Genomic DNA, 14,804 nt, shown 5'->3' with positions numbered 1-14,804 from the left:
GGGAGGGGCCCGGCCGAGAAGCTCCCGAGTGGGAGGCGGCGGGGCGGACGGTGTCCGGTCGGGAGATGCCCGGGTGGGAGGTACCCGGTCAGGACGTGCCTGGACGGGACGCGCCCGAGTGGGAGGCGACGGGGCGGACCGTGTCCGGTCGGGAGGTGCCTGGACGGGACGTGCCCGAGTGGGAGGCGACGGGGCAGGCGGTGTCGGGTCAGGCGGTGTCGGGCCGGGAGGTGCCCGAGTGGGAGGTACCCGACCGGGCGGTGTTCGGGCGGGCCGTTCCCGAGTGGGAGGAGCCCGGCCGGGACGTGCCGGTGTGGGACGCGCCCGGGTGGGAGCCGCCCGGGCGCGGGGCTCCCCGGTACGAGCCGCCCGGCCGCGGGGCCTTCGGCCGGGAGGCCGCCGAGTGGGAGACCGCCGAGTGGGAGGGCACCGCCTCGTTCGGGGCCACCTCGCCCGGGGTCGCCTCGGACCGGCCCGCCCCGTTCGGGGCCGCTCCGGACGAGGTCGTTCCGGACGAGGTTGTTCCGGACTGGGTCGGCCCGGACCGGGCCGACCCTGCCCCGGCTGTCCCTGCCCCGGCCGTCCCTGATCCGGCTCCGGCTCCGGCTCCGGTTCTGGAACCGGCTCCGGAGCCGTTCCGGGGTGTCGGCCCGGAACCGGTCGTCGATCTCGTACTGGACCTGGTCCCGGGCGACACTCCGGAGGCGGGCTTCGGTACGACCTCGGCCTCGGTCTCGGTTCCGGCGCTCCCGGCCGCGGAGGGCCGGCCACTGGTGCCGCTCCCCGCCGACCCCACGGACCAGGAGGTCGGCGCCCCGCCCGCGCCCCGGCCCAGCCCGGCCCGCGAGGCGGTCTTCGACTCGCTGCCGGTGTCCGGCGGTGAAGCGCCCGTGCCCGTGGCCGCCGCCGAACCGCTCCGGGCGGCCGGGCGGCACCAGGCGGTCATCGCCTCCGGGCGCACCTCGACCATCCCGGTCCACCTGCTCTTCCGCGAGGACGCCGCCGAGGCGGCCCGCGCCGGATCCCGTACCGCCCCGCCCGAGGACCCGCCCGCCGACGGCCCCTGGTGGGGTGGCGGCGAGCCGCCCCGGCCGGACGCGCACAGACCGCCCCTGCCGAGAGGGCCGCAGGTCAGGCCCTCCACCCGGCCCGCCCCGGCCGGCGATCCCTGCCTCGCCGAACGGCCGGGCCCCGCGATCCCCGGCTGGCTGGCGCTGTTCACCGCCCTGACCGGCGCGACCGGTGTCGGCGCGGTGCTCTGGTGGAACGGCACCCTGCCCGCCGGGGCGCTCGTCCGGTTCGGGCTCACGCCGCGCCCCGACCACGGGGTCGGCCTCGGCGCCTGGGCGGCGCTCGCCGCGCTGGCCTCGCTGGTGCTCTTCGCGCTCGGCGGCCTGAGCCGGGGCCGGGTGGGCCACGCCTGGGTGCTGACCCTGTTCGGCGAGTACCGGGGGAGCGTACGGCGGACCGGGCTGATGTGGATCAGCCCGCTGCTGCTGCGCCGCCGCATCGACGTACGGCTGCGGCACTGGCGCAGCGAACCGCTCCCCGCCGTCGACGCCAACGGCACCGCGCTGCGTGTCGTCGTCCTCGTGGTGTGGCGGATCGACGACACCGCACGGGCGGCGCTCGGGGTCGCCGACCACGAGGCGTACCTGCGCGAGCAGGTCGAGGCCGCGATGGCCCGGGTCCTCTCCCAGCTGCCCGCCGACGCCTTCCACGAGGACACCCACACCCTGCGCAACGCGGAGGCGGTCGGCGACGCGCTGACCCGGCTGCTGAAGGCGGACTGCGAGCCGGTCGGCATCGAGGTCTACTCCGCGCAGCCGACCGGGATCGAGTACGCGCCCGAGGTCGCCGCCGCGATGCAGCGCCGCCGGATCGCCGTCCTCGACGCCAAGCACCGCGACAGCGTGCTCACCTCGGTGGTGGACGCGGTCGACGACACCGTCAACCGGCTCACCGCACGCGGCATCGTGGAGCTGGACGACTACGAACGGAAGTCCCTCGTCAAGGACTTGACGGTGGCCTTCTACACCGGCCGCAACGGCCGGGAGGGGTCCTGAGCCGAACCGGACCGGTAACCGGAATCCACCTTCGATTGGTCTGGACATGTTCATGTCCCGTCCATAACCTAAGACTTGGTCTAGACCGCAGGAAACGCGCGCAGTACGGCTCATGGAACCTCCCCCCGTTCTGAAGGAGCGACAGCACATGCGTAAAAAGGTGAGTGCGGCCGTGGTCGGCCTGGCCGTCGTGGGCGTTTCGATGTTCGCGACCAGCAGCGCCAGCAGCCACGGTTACACCGACAACCCCATCAGCCGCCAGAAGCTCTGTGCCAACGGCACGGTGACCGGCTGCGGCAACATCCAGTGGGAGCCGCAGAGCGTCGAGGGCCCCAAGGGGTTCCCGGCGGCGGGTCCGGCCGATGGGAAGATCTGTTCCGGCGGTCACGGCGAGTTCGCCCAGCTGGACGACCCGCGCGGCGGCAACTGGCCCGCCACCCAGGTCACCGGCGGCCAGGGCTTCCAGTTCCGCTGGCAGTTCACCGCCCGCCATGCCACGTCGGACTTCCGTTACTACATCACCAAGGACGGCTGGGACCCCACCAAGCCGCTCACCAGGGCCGACCTGGAGTCCCAGCCCTTCATGACGGTGCCGTACGGCGGCAAGCAGCCCCCGGCGACCCTCACCCAGCAGGGCACCATCCCCACCCAGAAGACCGGGAAGCACATCATCCTGAGCGTCTGGAACGTCGCCGACACGACCAACGCGTTCTACGCCTGCTCCGATGTTCAGTTCTGACGTATAGTCAGTTACCGTGCGGCGCCATGGGGAGCGCAGGCACCGCAGCGGAGCTCGTACAGCGCCAATGGGGCGACCACCGGCCCGGACTGAGGTACGAGGACACCGTCCTCACCCATCACCAGGTCGCCTCGGGCGCTGCCGCTCGGGCCGCGCTCCTGGCGGATCTGCTGCCGGCGGGCGGCGAACCGCACGTGGGAGTGCTGCTGGACAACACCCCGGAGTTTCCTCTCTGGTTGAGCGCGGCGGCCCTGGCCGGGGCCGCCGTCGCCGGGATCAACCCGACCCGGCGCGGCGCCGAACTGGCCCGCGACATCCTGCACACCGACTGCCGGATCCTGGTCACCGAGCGCGCCCATCTGCCGCTCCTCGCCGGGCTGGACCTCCCGGGCGTCCGCGTCCTGGTGACCGGCACCGAGGCGTACGCCGAACTCCTCGCCCCGTACGCCGGGGCCGAGCCCGCCGCCGTCGCCCGGCCGGGCACCGGCCCCGGGACCCGGATGCTGCTCTACTTCACCTCCGGCTCCACCGGCGCGCCCAAGGCCGCGATCTGCACCCAGGGGCGGCTGGCGGCCGCCGGGGCCTCGCTGGCCGGCCACTTCCGGGTCCGGCGCGAGGACGTCCACTACGTCTGCATGCCGATGTTCCACGGCAACGCGGTGATCGCCGACTGGGCCCCCGCGCTGGCCGGCGGGGCCGCCGTCGCGCTGCGCCGCCGCTTCTCCGCCTCCGGCTTCCTCGACGACGTACGCGCCCACGGGGCCACGTACTTCACCTACGTCGGCCGCGCCGTGCAGTACCTGCTCGCCACCCCCGAGCGGCCGGACGACCGGGAGCACCGGCTCCGGCTCGGCTTCGGCACGGAGGCCGGGGCGGTGGACGCGGCCCGGTTCCGGGAGCGGTTCGGGGTGCGGCTGGTCGAGGGGTACGGCTCCTCCGAGGGCGGCGCGGCGATCCAGCGGACCCCGGACACCCCGGCACGGGCGGTCGGCCGGGCCGCCGCGCGCGACGACCTCGCGGTGGTCGATCCGGAGACGGGGCGGGAGCGGGCCGCCGCCGTCTTCGACGGGGCGGGACGACTGGTCAACGGGGCCGAGGCGATAGGGGAGTTGGTCAACCGGGGCCCCACCCCCTTCGAGGGGTACTGGCGCAACCCGGCGGCCGACGCGGAACGGGTGCGCGGCGGCTGGTACTGGACCGGGGACCTCTTCTTCCGGGACGCCGAGGGCTTCTACTACTTCGCGGGCCGCACCGACGACCGGCTCCGGGTGGACAGCGAGAACCTGGCCGCCGCGATGATCGAGAACATCCTGGCCCGGTGGCCGGACGCGGTGGCGGCGGCGGTGTACGCGGTGCCGGACCCGGCCGCCGGGGACCAGGTGATGGCGGCGCTGGCGCTGCGGGCGGGGGCCGCCTTCGCCCCGGCCGCCTTCGCCCGGTTCCTCGCGGCCCAGCCGGACCTGGGGACGAAGATGGCCCCCGCCTTCGTACGGATCGTGCCCGCGATGCCGGTGACGGCGACGAACAAGGTGCACCGGGCGGGCCTGCGCCGGGAGGGGTTCTGGTGCGGCGACCCGGTCTGGCACCGGGGCCCGGACGGGGCGTACGCCCCGCTCACCGACGAGGGGCTGTCGGCGCTGGCGGCCGCGTACACCGCGCACGGCACGCCGGTGCCGCCCGGACTCGACCAGCGAGCCCGACCGGCACCGGAGCACGGCCCGAACGACGAGTCCCAGCCCTAGGGGGTGTCTGACAAATGCCTGCGGCGTCGCGGGGTCCGGCACGCACGCTCGCGGCGTTGCCGAACCGCCCACGTGGCTCCGCCACGCGGACGCCCCGGCGCCTTGCGATCGCACGCACCGGACCCCGCTCCTTCACCCGCACTCATTTATCAGACACCCCCTAAGCCACTGGCGCGGCTTCCGCGGCGACATCCGCAGTGGCCTCCCGCTCGTCGGGCCGCGCCGCCCGGCGCAGCACCGTCGCGGCCAGCACCGCACCCGCCAGCAGCAGCACCGCACCGGCCGCCGAGGCGCTGTGCATGCTGTGGACGAAGGCTTCCCGTCCCGCCGCGATCAGCGAACCGTCGCCCGTGGCCACCGCACCCGCCAGGGTCTTGCGGGCGATCTCCGGGGCCGAGTCAGGCATGTCCGCCGTGTAGATCGCGGTGGACACCGCCCCCAGCAGGGCCATCCCCATCGCGCCGCCGAACTCCTGCCCGGTCTCCAGCAGCGAGGCCGCCGAACTCGCCTTCTCCGGCGGGGCGGTGGACAGCGCGAGGTCCGAGACCAGCGCCATCACGGTGACGATGCCGCTGCTCATCACGGCGCAGCCGACCAGCAGCAGCCACAGCGCGTCCGTACCGGTCAGGGCGAGGAGGCCGAAGCCCGCGGCGGCGATGACGAAGCCGGCGCAGATCACCCGGGCCCGTCCGGCCCGCTGGGCGACCGCGGTGGCGGTGGGGGCCGCGGCGCCCACGGCCAGCGACGGAGCCAGGCTCCACAGCGCCGCCTCCAACGTGCCCATGCCGAGCACCGACTGGAGGTACTGCGTGGTGAAGAACGAGGAACCCATCATCGCGAACGCGGCCATCGCGTTCAGCCCGATCCCGGCCGAGAAGTTGCGGTCGCGGAAGAGTTCCCGGCTGATCATCGCGTCGCGCCGGACCCGCTGGCGGCGGACGAAGAACCAGCCGACGACCAGCCCGGCGGCGGCGATCAGGGTGTTGCGCAGGCCGAAGCCGTGGGCGGCCGTCTCCTTGACGCCGTAGATGACCGGCAGCACCGAGCCCAGCGACAGCGGCACGCTCAGCAGGTCGAAGCGGCCGGGGTTCGGGTCCTTGAACTCGGGGACCAGCACCGGCACCAGGACGAGCAGCAGCACCATCGCCGGCACATTGATCAGGAAGACCGAGCCCCACCAGAAGTGCTGGAGCATCACCCCGCTGAGCACCGAGCCGAGCGCGACCCCGCCCGCCATCGCCCCCGACCAGATCCCCACGGCGCGGGTGCGCTGCTGCTCGTTGCGGAACATGTTCCGCACCAGTCCCATGGTCGACGGCATCAGCGTCGCCCCGCCGATCCCGAGCAGCGCGCGGGCGGCGATCAGCATCTCCGGACTGTCGGCGTAGGCGGCACCGACCGACGCGGTCCCGAACGCCACCGCCCCCAGGAGCAGCAGCTTGCGGCGGCCGATCCGGTCGCCCAGCGAGCCCATCGTGATGAGCAGCCCGGCCAGGGCGAAGGCGTACACGTCGAAGATCCAGAGCTGCTGGGTGGCGCTGGGGGCGAGGTCCCGGTCGATGGACGGGATCGCGAAGAAGAGGACGGAGATGTCCATCGAGACGAGGAGGAGGGGCAGCAGGAGGACCACGAAGGCGGTCCATTCCCGGCGTCCCGCGAGGGGACCCTGTGCGGCGGTGGTGCGCGTCGTGCTCGTGGCGTTCGGCATGACAAGCAATGTACGGACGTATAAAACGCTTGTCTAGTACGAGCGTTTAAAACGCTTGTACATTTCCTCGGGCAGGGGTCGGTGAGGGGGAGGCGGGGAGGGGTGCGGGCAGCGCAAAACGCACTGGGCGGTTCACGTGTGTACGTGAACCGCCCAGTGCGTTGTCTGTGCGCCGCCAGGGACTCGAACCCCGGACCCGCTGATTAAGAGTCAGCTGCTCTAACCAACTGAGCTAGCGGCGCCTGCTGACTTGAAAATCATACCTGGTCCGGAAGGATGTCGATGCCACCCGGTCGAATAGGTGCTTACCGTTATGTTTCGGGCATGGGTACGTAGCCACGCCGCTTGTCCACCACGTTCGGGAGGGGCTGCCCGCCCGCCCAGAGGTCGAACATCGTCACGAACTGCTCGCTCAGCCGGTCCCGCCAGCCCACCGTGTCCCCGCTCATGTGCGGGGACACGATCAGATCCGGTACGTCCCACAGCGGGTTCCCGGGCTCCAGCGGCTCCCGCTCGAACACGTCGAGCGCCGCACCGGCGATCCACCGCCTGCGCAGCGCCTCGGCCAGGTCCTCCTCGACGACCAGCGGGCCGCGCCCCACGTTCACGAAGCGGGCCGAGGGCTGCATCAGCCCGAAGAACCGGGCGTCGAACATGCCGCGGGTCGTGTCGGTCAGTGGGGCGGCGGCGATCACCCAGTCGGCCAGCGAGGCCAGTCGGTCCAGATCCCCGATGCCGTGCACGGTGCGCCGCGCGGTCCGCCCCACCAGCGCCACCTTGATGCCCAGCCCCATCAGCAGCCGGGTGATCTCCCGCCCGATCGGACCCGCGCCGACGACGACGGCCCGGCTGCCCGCGAGCCGGACGGTCTCGCGGTGGCGCCACTGCCGCCGCCGCTGGAGGTCCAGGGTGCCGGGCAGGTCCTTGGCGAACGCCAGCAGCAGCCCGGTGACGTACTCGGCGACCGGCCGCTCGAAGATGCCCCGGGCGTTGGTCAGCACGGTGTCGGAGGCGGTCAGCTCCGGGCAGAGCAGCCGGTCCACCCCCGCGCTCGCGGTGTGCACCCAGGCCGGGCGCTTCCCGTCGCCGGGCCAGGCGTCCCGTACCGCGTCGGAGGTGAAGTCCCACACCAGCAGCACGTCGGCGGTGGGGAGCAGGGCGGTCAGCCCGGCCCCGTCCGTGTACCGGACACGGGCCCGGCCGGTCAGCCGGCCCAGGCGCGGCGAGGGGGCGGTGTCCAGGACGAGCACGGTGGGCTCCGGCATGAGAGTCGCTCGCTCCGCTGCGTCCGGGGGTGCGGGACGACCACGCTCGCAGCCGCCCCGCCACCCGTCAACAGGGCATCGGAGGATTCGCCGCATATGGGGGAATACTTGGAAGGAACGGGCGGCGGCAGGAGCGCCCGGCCGCAAGGAAGGCCGGGCGTACGCCGGAAGCGCGCAGGAGGGCGGACAGGTGGACATGACGACCGTCGGAATCCTCTACCCGGACCATTTCGCCCAGGACGACTACCCCCGGATGGAGATCCTGCTCGACGCCGTCCGGCTGGTGGTGCACCACACCGGGGTGGCGGACGACTCCTACGCGGCCGAGGCGCTGCTGCGGACCGGTGAGCCCGAGCGGCTGGCCGCCGGAGTGGCCGACCTCCAGCGCGCCGGTGTCGAGTGCGTCGTGTGGGCGAGCGGGGCCGGCAGCTTCCTGTACGGGTGGGAGGGCGCCCACGAGCAGACCGCCGCCCTGGCCCGCGCGGTCGGCGTCTCCGCCTCCAGCACCTCCCTCGGCCTGGTGCACGCGGTACGGGAGCTGGGTGCCGGGCGGGTCGCCGTCGCCTCCACCTACTCCGAGGAGGTCACCGCCGCGTTCGCCGGATTCCTGCGCGCCGCGGACATCGAGACGGCCGCGACCACCGCCGCCGCCCTCGGCTCCGCCGCCGAGGCCGCCGCCTGGGACCTCGACCGGGTGAAGGAGCTGGCCGCCGCGGCGGACCGGCCGGAGGCTGACGTGGTGCTGCTCCCCGACACCGCGCTGCACACCGCCGGGCACGAGGAGGAGCTGGAGGCCTTCCTCGGCAAGCCCGTCCTCACCGGGAACCAGGCCACCGTGCGCGAGGGGCTGCGCCTGGCCGGCCGCCGCGCATGGTCCCCCCGGCTGGGCAGGCTCTTCGCCGGCCGGGAGGCGCCGCCCGCCCCGGTGCCCGTCTGGGGCGAGGGCCGGGCCCGCGCGCACAGCGGACGGGGCAGCCACCGGGAATAACCGGAGATCACCTCCTGTTACGTCCTTCCGGAAGCCGAAGCACCACCGGAGAGGGCCAGGAAGTGGACGAGATTCGAGGCGACGGGCACCGGGGCGACGAGCGCCGCGACACGGGCACCCACGACACGGGCATCCACGGCACCGCGGAGGGATCGGCCCCCGTACCGCTCTCCGTGCTGGACCTGATGACCGTCGGCAAGGGCCGCACCGCCACCCAGGCCCTGCGCACCGGCGTGGAGCTGGCCCGGCTCGCCGAGCGCCGAGGCTTCCACCGCTACTGGGTCGCCGAGCATCATTCGATGCCCGGCGTCGCGTCCTCCTCGCCGGCCGTCATCCTGGCCCACCTCGCCGCGCACACCGAGCGCATCAGGCTCGGCTCCGGCGGCGTGATGCTGCCCAACCACGCCCCGCTCGTCATCGCCGAGCAGTTCGGCACCCTGGAGGCCATGGCCCCCGGCCGCGTCGACCTCGGCCTCGGCCGGGCCCCCGGCACGGACGGCGCCACGGCCGCCGCCCTGCGCCGCAGCGACCGGCTCAACGAGGGGGCCGACGACTTTCCGCAGCAGCTCGCCGAGCTGACCCGGTTCCTGGACGACGACTTCCCCGACGGGCACCCGTACGCGCGGATCCACGCCGTTCCGGGCCCGGTCCAGGCCACGTCCGACGGCGGTGTCCAGTCCCCGGGCCGCCCGCCGCTCTGGCTGCTCGGCTCGTCCGGGTTCAGCGCCCGGCTGGCCGGGGTGCTGGGGCTGCCGTTCGCGTTCGCCCACCACTTCTCGGCGCAGAACACGATTCCGGCGCTCGACCTGTACCGGGAGTCCTTCCGGCCCTCCGCGGTGCTCGACGCCCCGTACGCGCTGATCGGCGTCGCCGCCCTGGCCGCCGACGACGAGCGGGAGGCCCGTCGCCAGGTGCTCTCCGGCGCCCTGTCCATGGTCCGGCTGCGCACCGGCCGCCCCGGTCTGGTCCCCACGCCCGAGGAGGCGGAGGCGTACGACTACACGCCGATGGAGCGCGAGTTCGTCGACGGCTGGCTCACCAACATCGTGCACGGCACCGCCGACCAGGTCCGCACCGGCCTGAACGACCTGGCGAAGCGGACCGGCGCCGACGAGCTGATGATCACCGCCAACGCCCACGGCGGCGAGGCCCGGCTGCGCAGCTACGAGCTGATCGCGGACGCGTACGGCCTCCCGGCGGCCTGACCCCGCCGGTCGCGTCCGCCCGCCCGTGCCCTCAGCCCCGTAACGGACCCGCGCCGATCAGCTCGGCGATCCGTTCCGGGGCCACCGCGCGCGAGTAGAGCCACCCCTGCCCGGTGTCGCAGCCGATCCGGCGCAGCCGCTCGGCCTGACCGGCCGTCTCCACGCACTCGGCGGTGACGGTCAGGCCCAGCCGGTGGGCCAGCTGCACCATCGCCTCGACGATCGTCTCGTCGGCCGGGCTGGGGTGCGCGCCGTCGTCGTAGCGGAATCCGCGGACGAAGGAGCCGTCCAGCTTCAGCACCGAGACCGGCAGCCGGCTCAGATAGGCGAGGTTGGAGTAGCCGGTGCCGAAGTCGTCGATGGCGATCCGCACCCCCATGTCGCTGAGCGACTGGAGTGCCTGGATCGGGCGGCCCGCCGACCCCATCACCGCGGACTCGGTCAGCTCCAGCTGGAGCAGCGAGGGGTCGAGCCCCGTCTCGGCAAGGATCTCCGCGACATCGGTGACCAGGTCGGAGTCCCAGACCTGGCGCACCGCCACGTTGACGCTGATGAACAGCGGCGGATCGGTGGGGTGCTCCAGCTGCCAGCGCCGGGCCTGACGGCAGGCGGACCGGAGCACCCACCGGCCGAGCTGGACGATCGAGCCGTCCTCCTCGGCGATCGCGACGAACCGATTCGGCGAGAGCAGCCCGAACTGCGGGTGGTTCCAGCGGACCAGCGCCTCCACCCCGCGCACCATCCCGTCGGCCATACCGACCAGTGGCTGGTACTCGATGGTGAACTCGCCGCGCTCCACCGCCGGCCGCAGCGTGGAGGCGAGCGTCTGGCGGGTCATCCGGTGGGCGTTGCGCTCCGGGTCGAAGACCGTCCAGCGGGACTTGCCGTCCGCCTTCGCCCAGTACAGCGTGGTGTCGGCGGCCTGCATCAGACCGGTGGCCGAGGTGCCGGCGACCGGCCGTTCCACCACCCCGATCGAGGCGGAGACCGAGATCCGCTGCCCGGCCAGGTCGAAGGGGCGCTGGAGGGCGGCCAGCACCGCGCGGGCCAGGTCGGTGAGCTGCCGCGTACCGGTGGAGTTCTCGACCAGGATCGCGAACTCGTCGCCGCCGAGCCGTGCGACGAGACGGGCGCCGCCGCCCCGGCGCGGGCCGGCCTGGGCGGCGCACTCGGTGAGCCGGGCGGCGACGGCGGCCAGCAGCCGGTCGCCGGTGCGGTGGCCCATGGTGTCGTTGACGGCCTTGAAACCGTCCAGGTCCAGATAGCAGAGCCCGATCCGGGGCTCCCCGGAGCCGTCGCCCGCCGGGGCCCCGTCCGCCGTGGCCTCCAGGGCGGCCGAAAGCCGTTCGAAGAAGAGCGTCCGGTTGGGCAGCCGGGTCACCGGGTCGTGCATCTGGAGGTGGCGCAGCCGCTTCTGGAGCTCGCGCCGGTCGCTGACGTCCGCGACGGAGAGCAGCACCCGGCCCGCCCCCTCGCACCCTTCCCGCCCCGCCCGGCCCTCGCACTCGGGCATCGGTACGACGGTGACCTCGACCCACAGCGTGCGCCCGTCGGGGTGCCTGAGCCGGTGCGTACGCCGGAAGCGCGCCCGCCGCCCGTGCAGCACCTCGCGGTACGCGTGCCAGGTGCGGCCGTCCGCCGCGAGGTCCAGGAGGTCGGCGGCGGACTGGCTGGTCAGCGCGGCGGCGGGCAGGCCGAGGAGGTCGCCGAGGGCCTCGTTGGCGGTGACGACCAGGCCTTCGTGGTCGACGACGGCCATCGGGAGCGTGGCGGCGAGGAAGGCGGCCCGGTAGCCGTGCGGCTCGGAACTCCTGGCTCCGGCGGGCGGCCACGGAACGTGACGATCCGAGACCGTCGGTCCCGCGGAGCACCGAGGTGTGCCCGCCGCGGACCCGGCCCCTTCGGAGGTTCCGCTCACCGTTCGCTCCCGCCGTGCAGTTCTGTCCTGAACAGGTGTGGCCGGACTGGCCCGCCGCGCGGAGTGCCTGGTTCGGAGGCGGTGTCCACGCGGGAAAGCCTGGTGAAGCATAGAGCTTGGTGTGTCGGCCATTCCAGCGTCCGACCTTTGCACGCCCCGCGTACGCCCCGCACGCGCCCTTCACGCAAGGTTCCGTTTTGCCCGTAACCGATCACTTGGGAACGTTCACCTTCTCCCACGATGCGTCATTGATCGAATGTGACGTTCTGTGAGGGTCAGGGGCGCGGTCGGTCCCTGACTCGACTGGTGCAGCCCAACAGGCCGAAACGCCGCCCCCGACCCAGGGTGGGTGGGGTCACCGCGTTTTGTACCCGGAGGTACCGGAGGTAGCCGTGCCGCGTCCGCAGGGATCCGGGGGAGGGGAGCGGTCCCGGCTGCGCGCGACGGGGGCCGCCGTGACCTCCCTGCTGGCGCTCGCCGCCACCTCCCTCGTCGCCGGACCCGCCGTCGCCGCCACCGCCGGTCCCGGACCCTGTGCCCTGCCCCGCACCGGGGCACACCACTCACTCGGTGTCGACGGCTGGAACAGTGCCTATCCCCGGCCCGACCGCCCGCTCGACGCGGTCATGATCTTCCTGTCCTTCCCGGACCACCGCCCGGACATCGCGCCCGACCGGCTCGCCGCCGACCACTTCCCCGCCACCACCCAGTTCTTCCAGCGCGCCTCCTACGGGAAGTTCACGCTGCGCGCGCACCCGCTGAAGCAGTGGATCCGGATGCCCAGGGCCTCCGACCGGTACGGCATACACCGGGACTGGGACGACGAGGGGCGCGGCACCTACCTGCGCGACGCCGTGGCCGCCGCCGATCCGGTGGTCGACTTCTCCCGGTACGACATCGTCTACCTGGTCGCCGACCCGGACGCCCCCGGCGTCGACTCCGACGCCACCAAGGTCGTCAACTTCGACCGGCCGCTGCGCGCCGACGGCACCGACATCCGCCGCGTCGTCACCGTCTTCGAACAGCACCCGCCGGACCACAACGTGCTGGCCCACGAGACCGGGCACGTCTTCGACCTGCCGGACCTCTACCACCGGCCGTCGGACGGCAAAGGCGACTGGGACACCCACGTCGGCGACTGGGACGTGATGGGCAGCCAGTTCGGACTCGCGCCGGACCTCTTCGGCTGGCACAAGTGGAAGCTCGGCTGGCTGGACCGCCGCCAGGTGGCCTGCGTCCAGAGCGACCGGGACCTCACCCTGGTGCCGATGGCCGCCGCACCCGGCCCCGGCGCCTCCATCGGCACCCGGCTCGCGGTGATCAGGACCGGCGAGAACACCGCCGTCGCCATCGAGGCCCGCGGCGCGACCGGCAACGACACCACCACCTGCACCGAGGGCGTCCTGCTCTACCGGGTGCGCAACGAGACCCCGTCCGGCGGCGGACCGGTCCAGGTCATCGACACCCACCCCCGCACCGACGCCTGCTGGGACCGCTCGGTCTACGCCCCGCTCGCCGACGCCCCGCTGCGCGTCGGTGAGACGTACAGCCTCCCCGAGGGGCACGCGCGGATCGAGGTCGCGGGCCGGACCGCGTCGGGCGCCTGGACGGTCCACATCACCACCGGAATCCCCACCGCGAACCCCTGATGCCCCCGAGGCCGGGGAAAGCCCCGTGGACGTGGACCCCACAACGAAGAAGCCCCCCGCTTCCGCGAGGGGCTTCTTCCGTCTGTGCGCCGCCAGGGACTCGAACCCCGGACCCGCTGATTAAGAGTCAGCTGCTCTAACCAACTGAGCTAGCGGCGCCTGCTGACGTCGTAGACATTAGCATCCGGATCCGCAGGAGGAAAAATCGAATCCCGGACCGCCGACGGGGGCGCTGACCTGGCCACCCGTACACAGGCCCACAGCAGCACGTCGGGACCGGGCAGCCACGGGGTACGGGTGTCCGGCGCGACCACCCAGCGGGGGCCGGACGCGGCCGGGCCGCAGGCCAGGGGAGGAACGGTCACCGCGTCCCCGGTGCCGTGGCAGAGCAGCGGAGGCACCCGCCCCTCGCCGCCGCCCTCCGCACCGGCACAGCCGCCCCACTCCTCCCAGTCGAGCAGCGAGGGCAGCCGCTGGGCGGTGCCGGGCGAGGCGAAGAGCAGCATCCGCCCCCGGTGCGTGGCCACCGGCCCGGAACCGGGCCCGTCGGACCACAGGTGCTCCAGCATCCGGCGCCCGAAGAGCGTGGGCACGTTCACCACGTCGAAGGCCGAGCCGCACGGCAGCACCCCGGGCAGGGCGGGGTGCGCCTCCCACTGCGCCAGCGTGCTGCGCGGATACGCGGAGGCGCCGGCGAGCCAGGCGGCACCGGCCGCCGTGACGTGCTCCGTCCGGGCCGCCGTCTGGTCGCGCGGAACGGCGAAGAGCTCGGTGCGGTGGTGCGGGGCGTCGCTGGGGTGCAGGGGCGTGTGTTCCGGTAGCCATGCGGTCATGCCGACATATCTACCGGGAGTGATCGGACGCGTTCCGAGAGTTGCCGGAAACCGGGACAGCTCGGGGGAGGAGGGAGTATCTTGCGCTCGGGCATATGCCAGAGGTGCTGCCCGACGTCAGAACCGGCCGGTGTGCGACGGGCCGGTACGTGGCTCCCGAGCTGCTACGACGGTCAGGGCGTGGTGCCGCGCAGCAGGCTTCTGCCGAACTCGACCATCTTCTTGGCATAGTCCTCGGTCCACTGCGCGCGCTCCGCGATGTCCCCGGTCGTGAGCCGGTCGAACCGGCGCGGATCGGCGAGCTGCGCGGCGGCGATCGCCTGGAACTCGACCGCGCGGTCGGTCGCGGCCCGGAACGCGAGGGTCAGCTCGGTGGCGCGGGACAGCAGCTCCCGGGGGTCGTCCATGGACTCCAGGTCGAAGAAGTGCTCGGGGTCGGCGACCGCCTCCGACGGCTCGAAGAGCAGGGGCGCGGGGCGCATCCGCTGCTGCCCGTTCCGCTCGGCTTCTGACATGTGAGGCTGCCTCCTTGGATCGCCGGACCGTCCCGATGCCACCCTCCATTGTCCAACGCCCCGCAAGCCCCCTTCCGCCGTACCGCGCCGATCGCCGGGTGCGCTGTATGGCTGGAAAGGGCCGGTACTGCGGAGAGGCGCGCCGCTACCCTTCAGCTCCCGGTGAGGGACGTCAC

General features: G+C 73.4%; 11 protein-coding genes and 2 tRNA genes. 6 read left to right on the top strand and 7 right to left on the bottom strand.

The window, feature by feature from the left end; genetic code table 11:
• Window positions 1-155 precede the first annotated feature (155 nt).
• The 3 genes from ACIQGQ_RS06850 (at window position 156) to ACIQGQ_RS06840 (ending at window position 4,547) form a co-directional block, all read left to right on the top strand.
• Entirely contained in the window at window positions 156-2,066 is a 1,911-nt protein-coding gene (locus ACIQGQ_RS06850) for an SPFH domain-containing protein (protein ID WP_402391589.1), read from the top strand.
• A 148-nt stretch (window positions 2,067-2,214) separates the two neighbouring features.
• Window positions 2,215-2,805 carry a lytic polysaccharide monooxygenase gene (locus tag ACIQGQ_RS06845; protein WP_402391586.1) on the top strand — a complete coding sequence of 197 codons (591 nt, stop codon included), beginning with the start codon at window positions 2,215-2,217 and terminating at the stop codon, window positions 2,803-2,805.
• Window positions 2,806-2,831: 26 nt separating this feature from the next.
• Window positions 2,832-4,547: an AMP-binding protein gene (locus ACIQGQ_RS06840; protein WP_402391584.1), complete on the top strand. Its 1,716-nt coding sequence runs from the start codon at window positions 2,832-2,834 to the stop codon at window positions 4,545-4,547.
• 160 nt (window positions 4,548-4,707) lie between these two features.
• Here ACIQGQ_RS06840 and ACIQGQ_RS06835 read toward each other — a convergent pair whose 3' ends face one another.
• The 3 genes from ACIQGQ_RS06835 to ACIQGQ_RS06825 form a co-directional block, all read right to left on the bottom strand.
• The gene (locus tag ACIQGQ_RS06835) at window positions 4,708-6,255 is read right to left on the bottom strand and encodes an MFS transporter (RefSeq protein WP_402391581.1); all 1,548 of its coding nucleotides are present in this window, start codon (window positions 6,253-6,255) and stop codon (window positions 4,708-4,710) included.
• 168 nt (window positions 6,256-6,423) lie between these two features.
• Window positions 6,424-6,497, bottom strand: a tRNA-Lys gene (locus ACIQGQ_RS06830).
• Window positions 6,498-6,566: 69 nt separating this feature from the next.
• On the bottom strand, window positions 6,567-7,520 hold the full coding sequence (locus ACIQGQ_RS06825; RefSeq protein ID WP_402391578.1) for a D-2-hydroxyacid dehydrogenase: 954 nt from the start codon (window positions 7,518-7,520) through the stop codon (window positions 6,567-6,569).
• 196 nt (window positions 7,521-7,716) lie between these two features.
• Between ACIQGQ_RS06825 and ACIQGQ_RS06820 the strand changes: the two genes are divergently transcribed.
• Window positions 7,717-8,508 (top strand): decarboxylase, encoded by a 792-nt coding sequence (locus tag ACIQGQ_RS06820; protein ID WP_402392003.1) that lies wholly within the window; start codon window positions 7,717-7,719, stop codon window positions 8,506-8,508.
• A gap of 62 nt (window positions 8,509-8,570) precedes the next feature.
• Window positions 8,571-9,713, top strand: coding sequence for an LLM class flavin-dependent oxidoreductase (locus ACIQGQ_RS06815; protein WP_402391575.1), 1,143 nt, complete (start codon window positions 8,571-8,573; stop codon window positions 9,711-9,713).
• A 31-nt stretch (window positions 9,714-9,744) separates the two neighbouring features.
• Here ACIQGQ_RS06815 and ACIQGQ_RS06810 read toward each other — a convergent pair whose 3' ends face one another.
• Entirely contained in the window at window positions 9,745-11,631 is a 1,887-nt protein-coding gene (locus ACIQGQ_RS06810) for a putative bifunctional diguanylate cyclase/phosphodiesterase (protein WP_402391572.1), read from the bottom strand.
• 434 nt (window positions 11,632-12,065) lie between these two features.
• On the opposite strand from ACIQGQ_RS06810, the gene ACIQGQ_RS06805 reads away from it, so the two are divergent.
• Window positions 12,066-13,280: a M6 family metalloprotease domain-containing protein gene (locus ACIQGQ_RS06805; protein WP_402392000.1), complete on the top strand. Its 1,215-nt coding sequence runs from the start codon at window positions 12,066-12,068 to the stop codon at window positions 13,278-13,280.
• Between the two features lie 85 nt (window positions 13,281-13,365).
• Here the strand turns inward: ACIQGQ_RS06805 and ACIQGQ_RS06800 are convergent.
• From ACIQGQ_RS06800 to ACIQGQ_RS06790, 3 genes are all read right to left on the bottom strand, one after another.
• A tRNA-Lys gene (locus ACIQGQ_RS06800) sits at window positions 13,366-13,439 on the bottom strand.
• Window positions 13,430-14,113, bottom strand: coding sequence for a hypothetical protein (locus ACIQGQ_RS06795; protein WP_402391569.1), 684 nt, complete (start codon window positions 14,111-14,113; stop codon window positions 13,430-13,432). Before ACIQGQ_RS06795 ends, ACIQGQ_RS06800 begins: the two co-directional genes overlap by 10 nt.
• A 173-nt stretch (window positions 14,114-14,286) precedes the next feature.
• Window positions 14,287-14,628: a hypothetical protein gene (locus tag ACIQGQ_RS06790; protein WP_366296191.1), complete on the bottom strand. Its 342-nt coding sequence runs from the start codon at window positions 14,626-14,628 to the stop codon at window positions 14,287-14,289.
• Window positions 14,629-14,804: the final 176 nt, after the last annotated feature.

Source organism: Streptomyces sp. NPDC092952 (assembly GCF_044754785.1).
Taxonomy (GTDB): Bacteria; Actinomycetota; Actinomycetes; order Streptomycetales; family Streptomycetaceae; genus Streptomyces.
Note: the sequence above shows the minus strand (reverse complement) of the source record. Positions and strands in the feature narration are given on the sequence as shown.

What these genes read in the sequence shown, in the direction of transcription:
- ACIQGQ_RS06790 (WP_366296191.1), bottom strand. Translation starts at nt 14,628, where the DNA reads ATGTCAGAAGCCGAGCGGAACGGGCAGCAGCGGATGCGCCCCGCGCCC.
- ACIQGQ_RS06835 (WP_402391581.1), bottom strand. Translation starts at nt 6,255, where the DNA reads ATGCCGAACGCCACGAGCACGACGCGCACCACCGCCGCACAGGGTCCC.
- ACIQGQ_RS06845 (WP_402391586.1), top strand. Translation starts at nt 2,215, where the DNA reads ATGCGTAAAAAGGTGAGTGCGGCCGTGGTCGGCCTGGCCGTCGTGGGC.
- ACIQGQ_RS06795 (WP_402391569.1), bottom strand. Translation starts at nt 14,113, where the DNA reads ATGACCGCATGGCTACCGGAACACACGCCCCTGCACCCCAGCGACGCC.
- ACIQGQ_RS06825 (WP_402391578.1), bottom strand. Translation starts at nt 7,520, where the DNA reads ATGCCGGAGCCCACCGTGCTCGTCCTGGACACCGCCCCCTCGCCGCGC.
- ACIQGQ_RS06840 (WP_402391584.1), top strand. Translation starts at nt 2,832, where the DNA reads ATGGGGAGCGCAGGCACCGCAGCGGAGCTCGTACAGCGCCAATGGGGC.
- ACIQGQ_RS06820 (WP_402392003.1), top strand. Translation starts at nt 7,717, where the DNA reads ATGACGACCGTCGGAATCCTCTACCCGGACCATTTCGCCCAGGACGAC.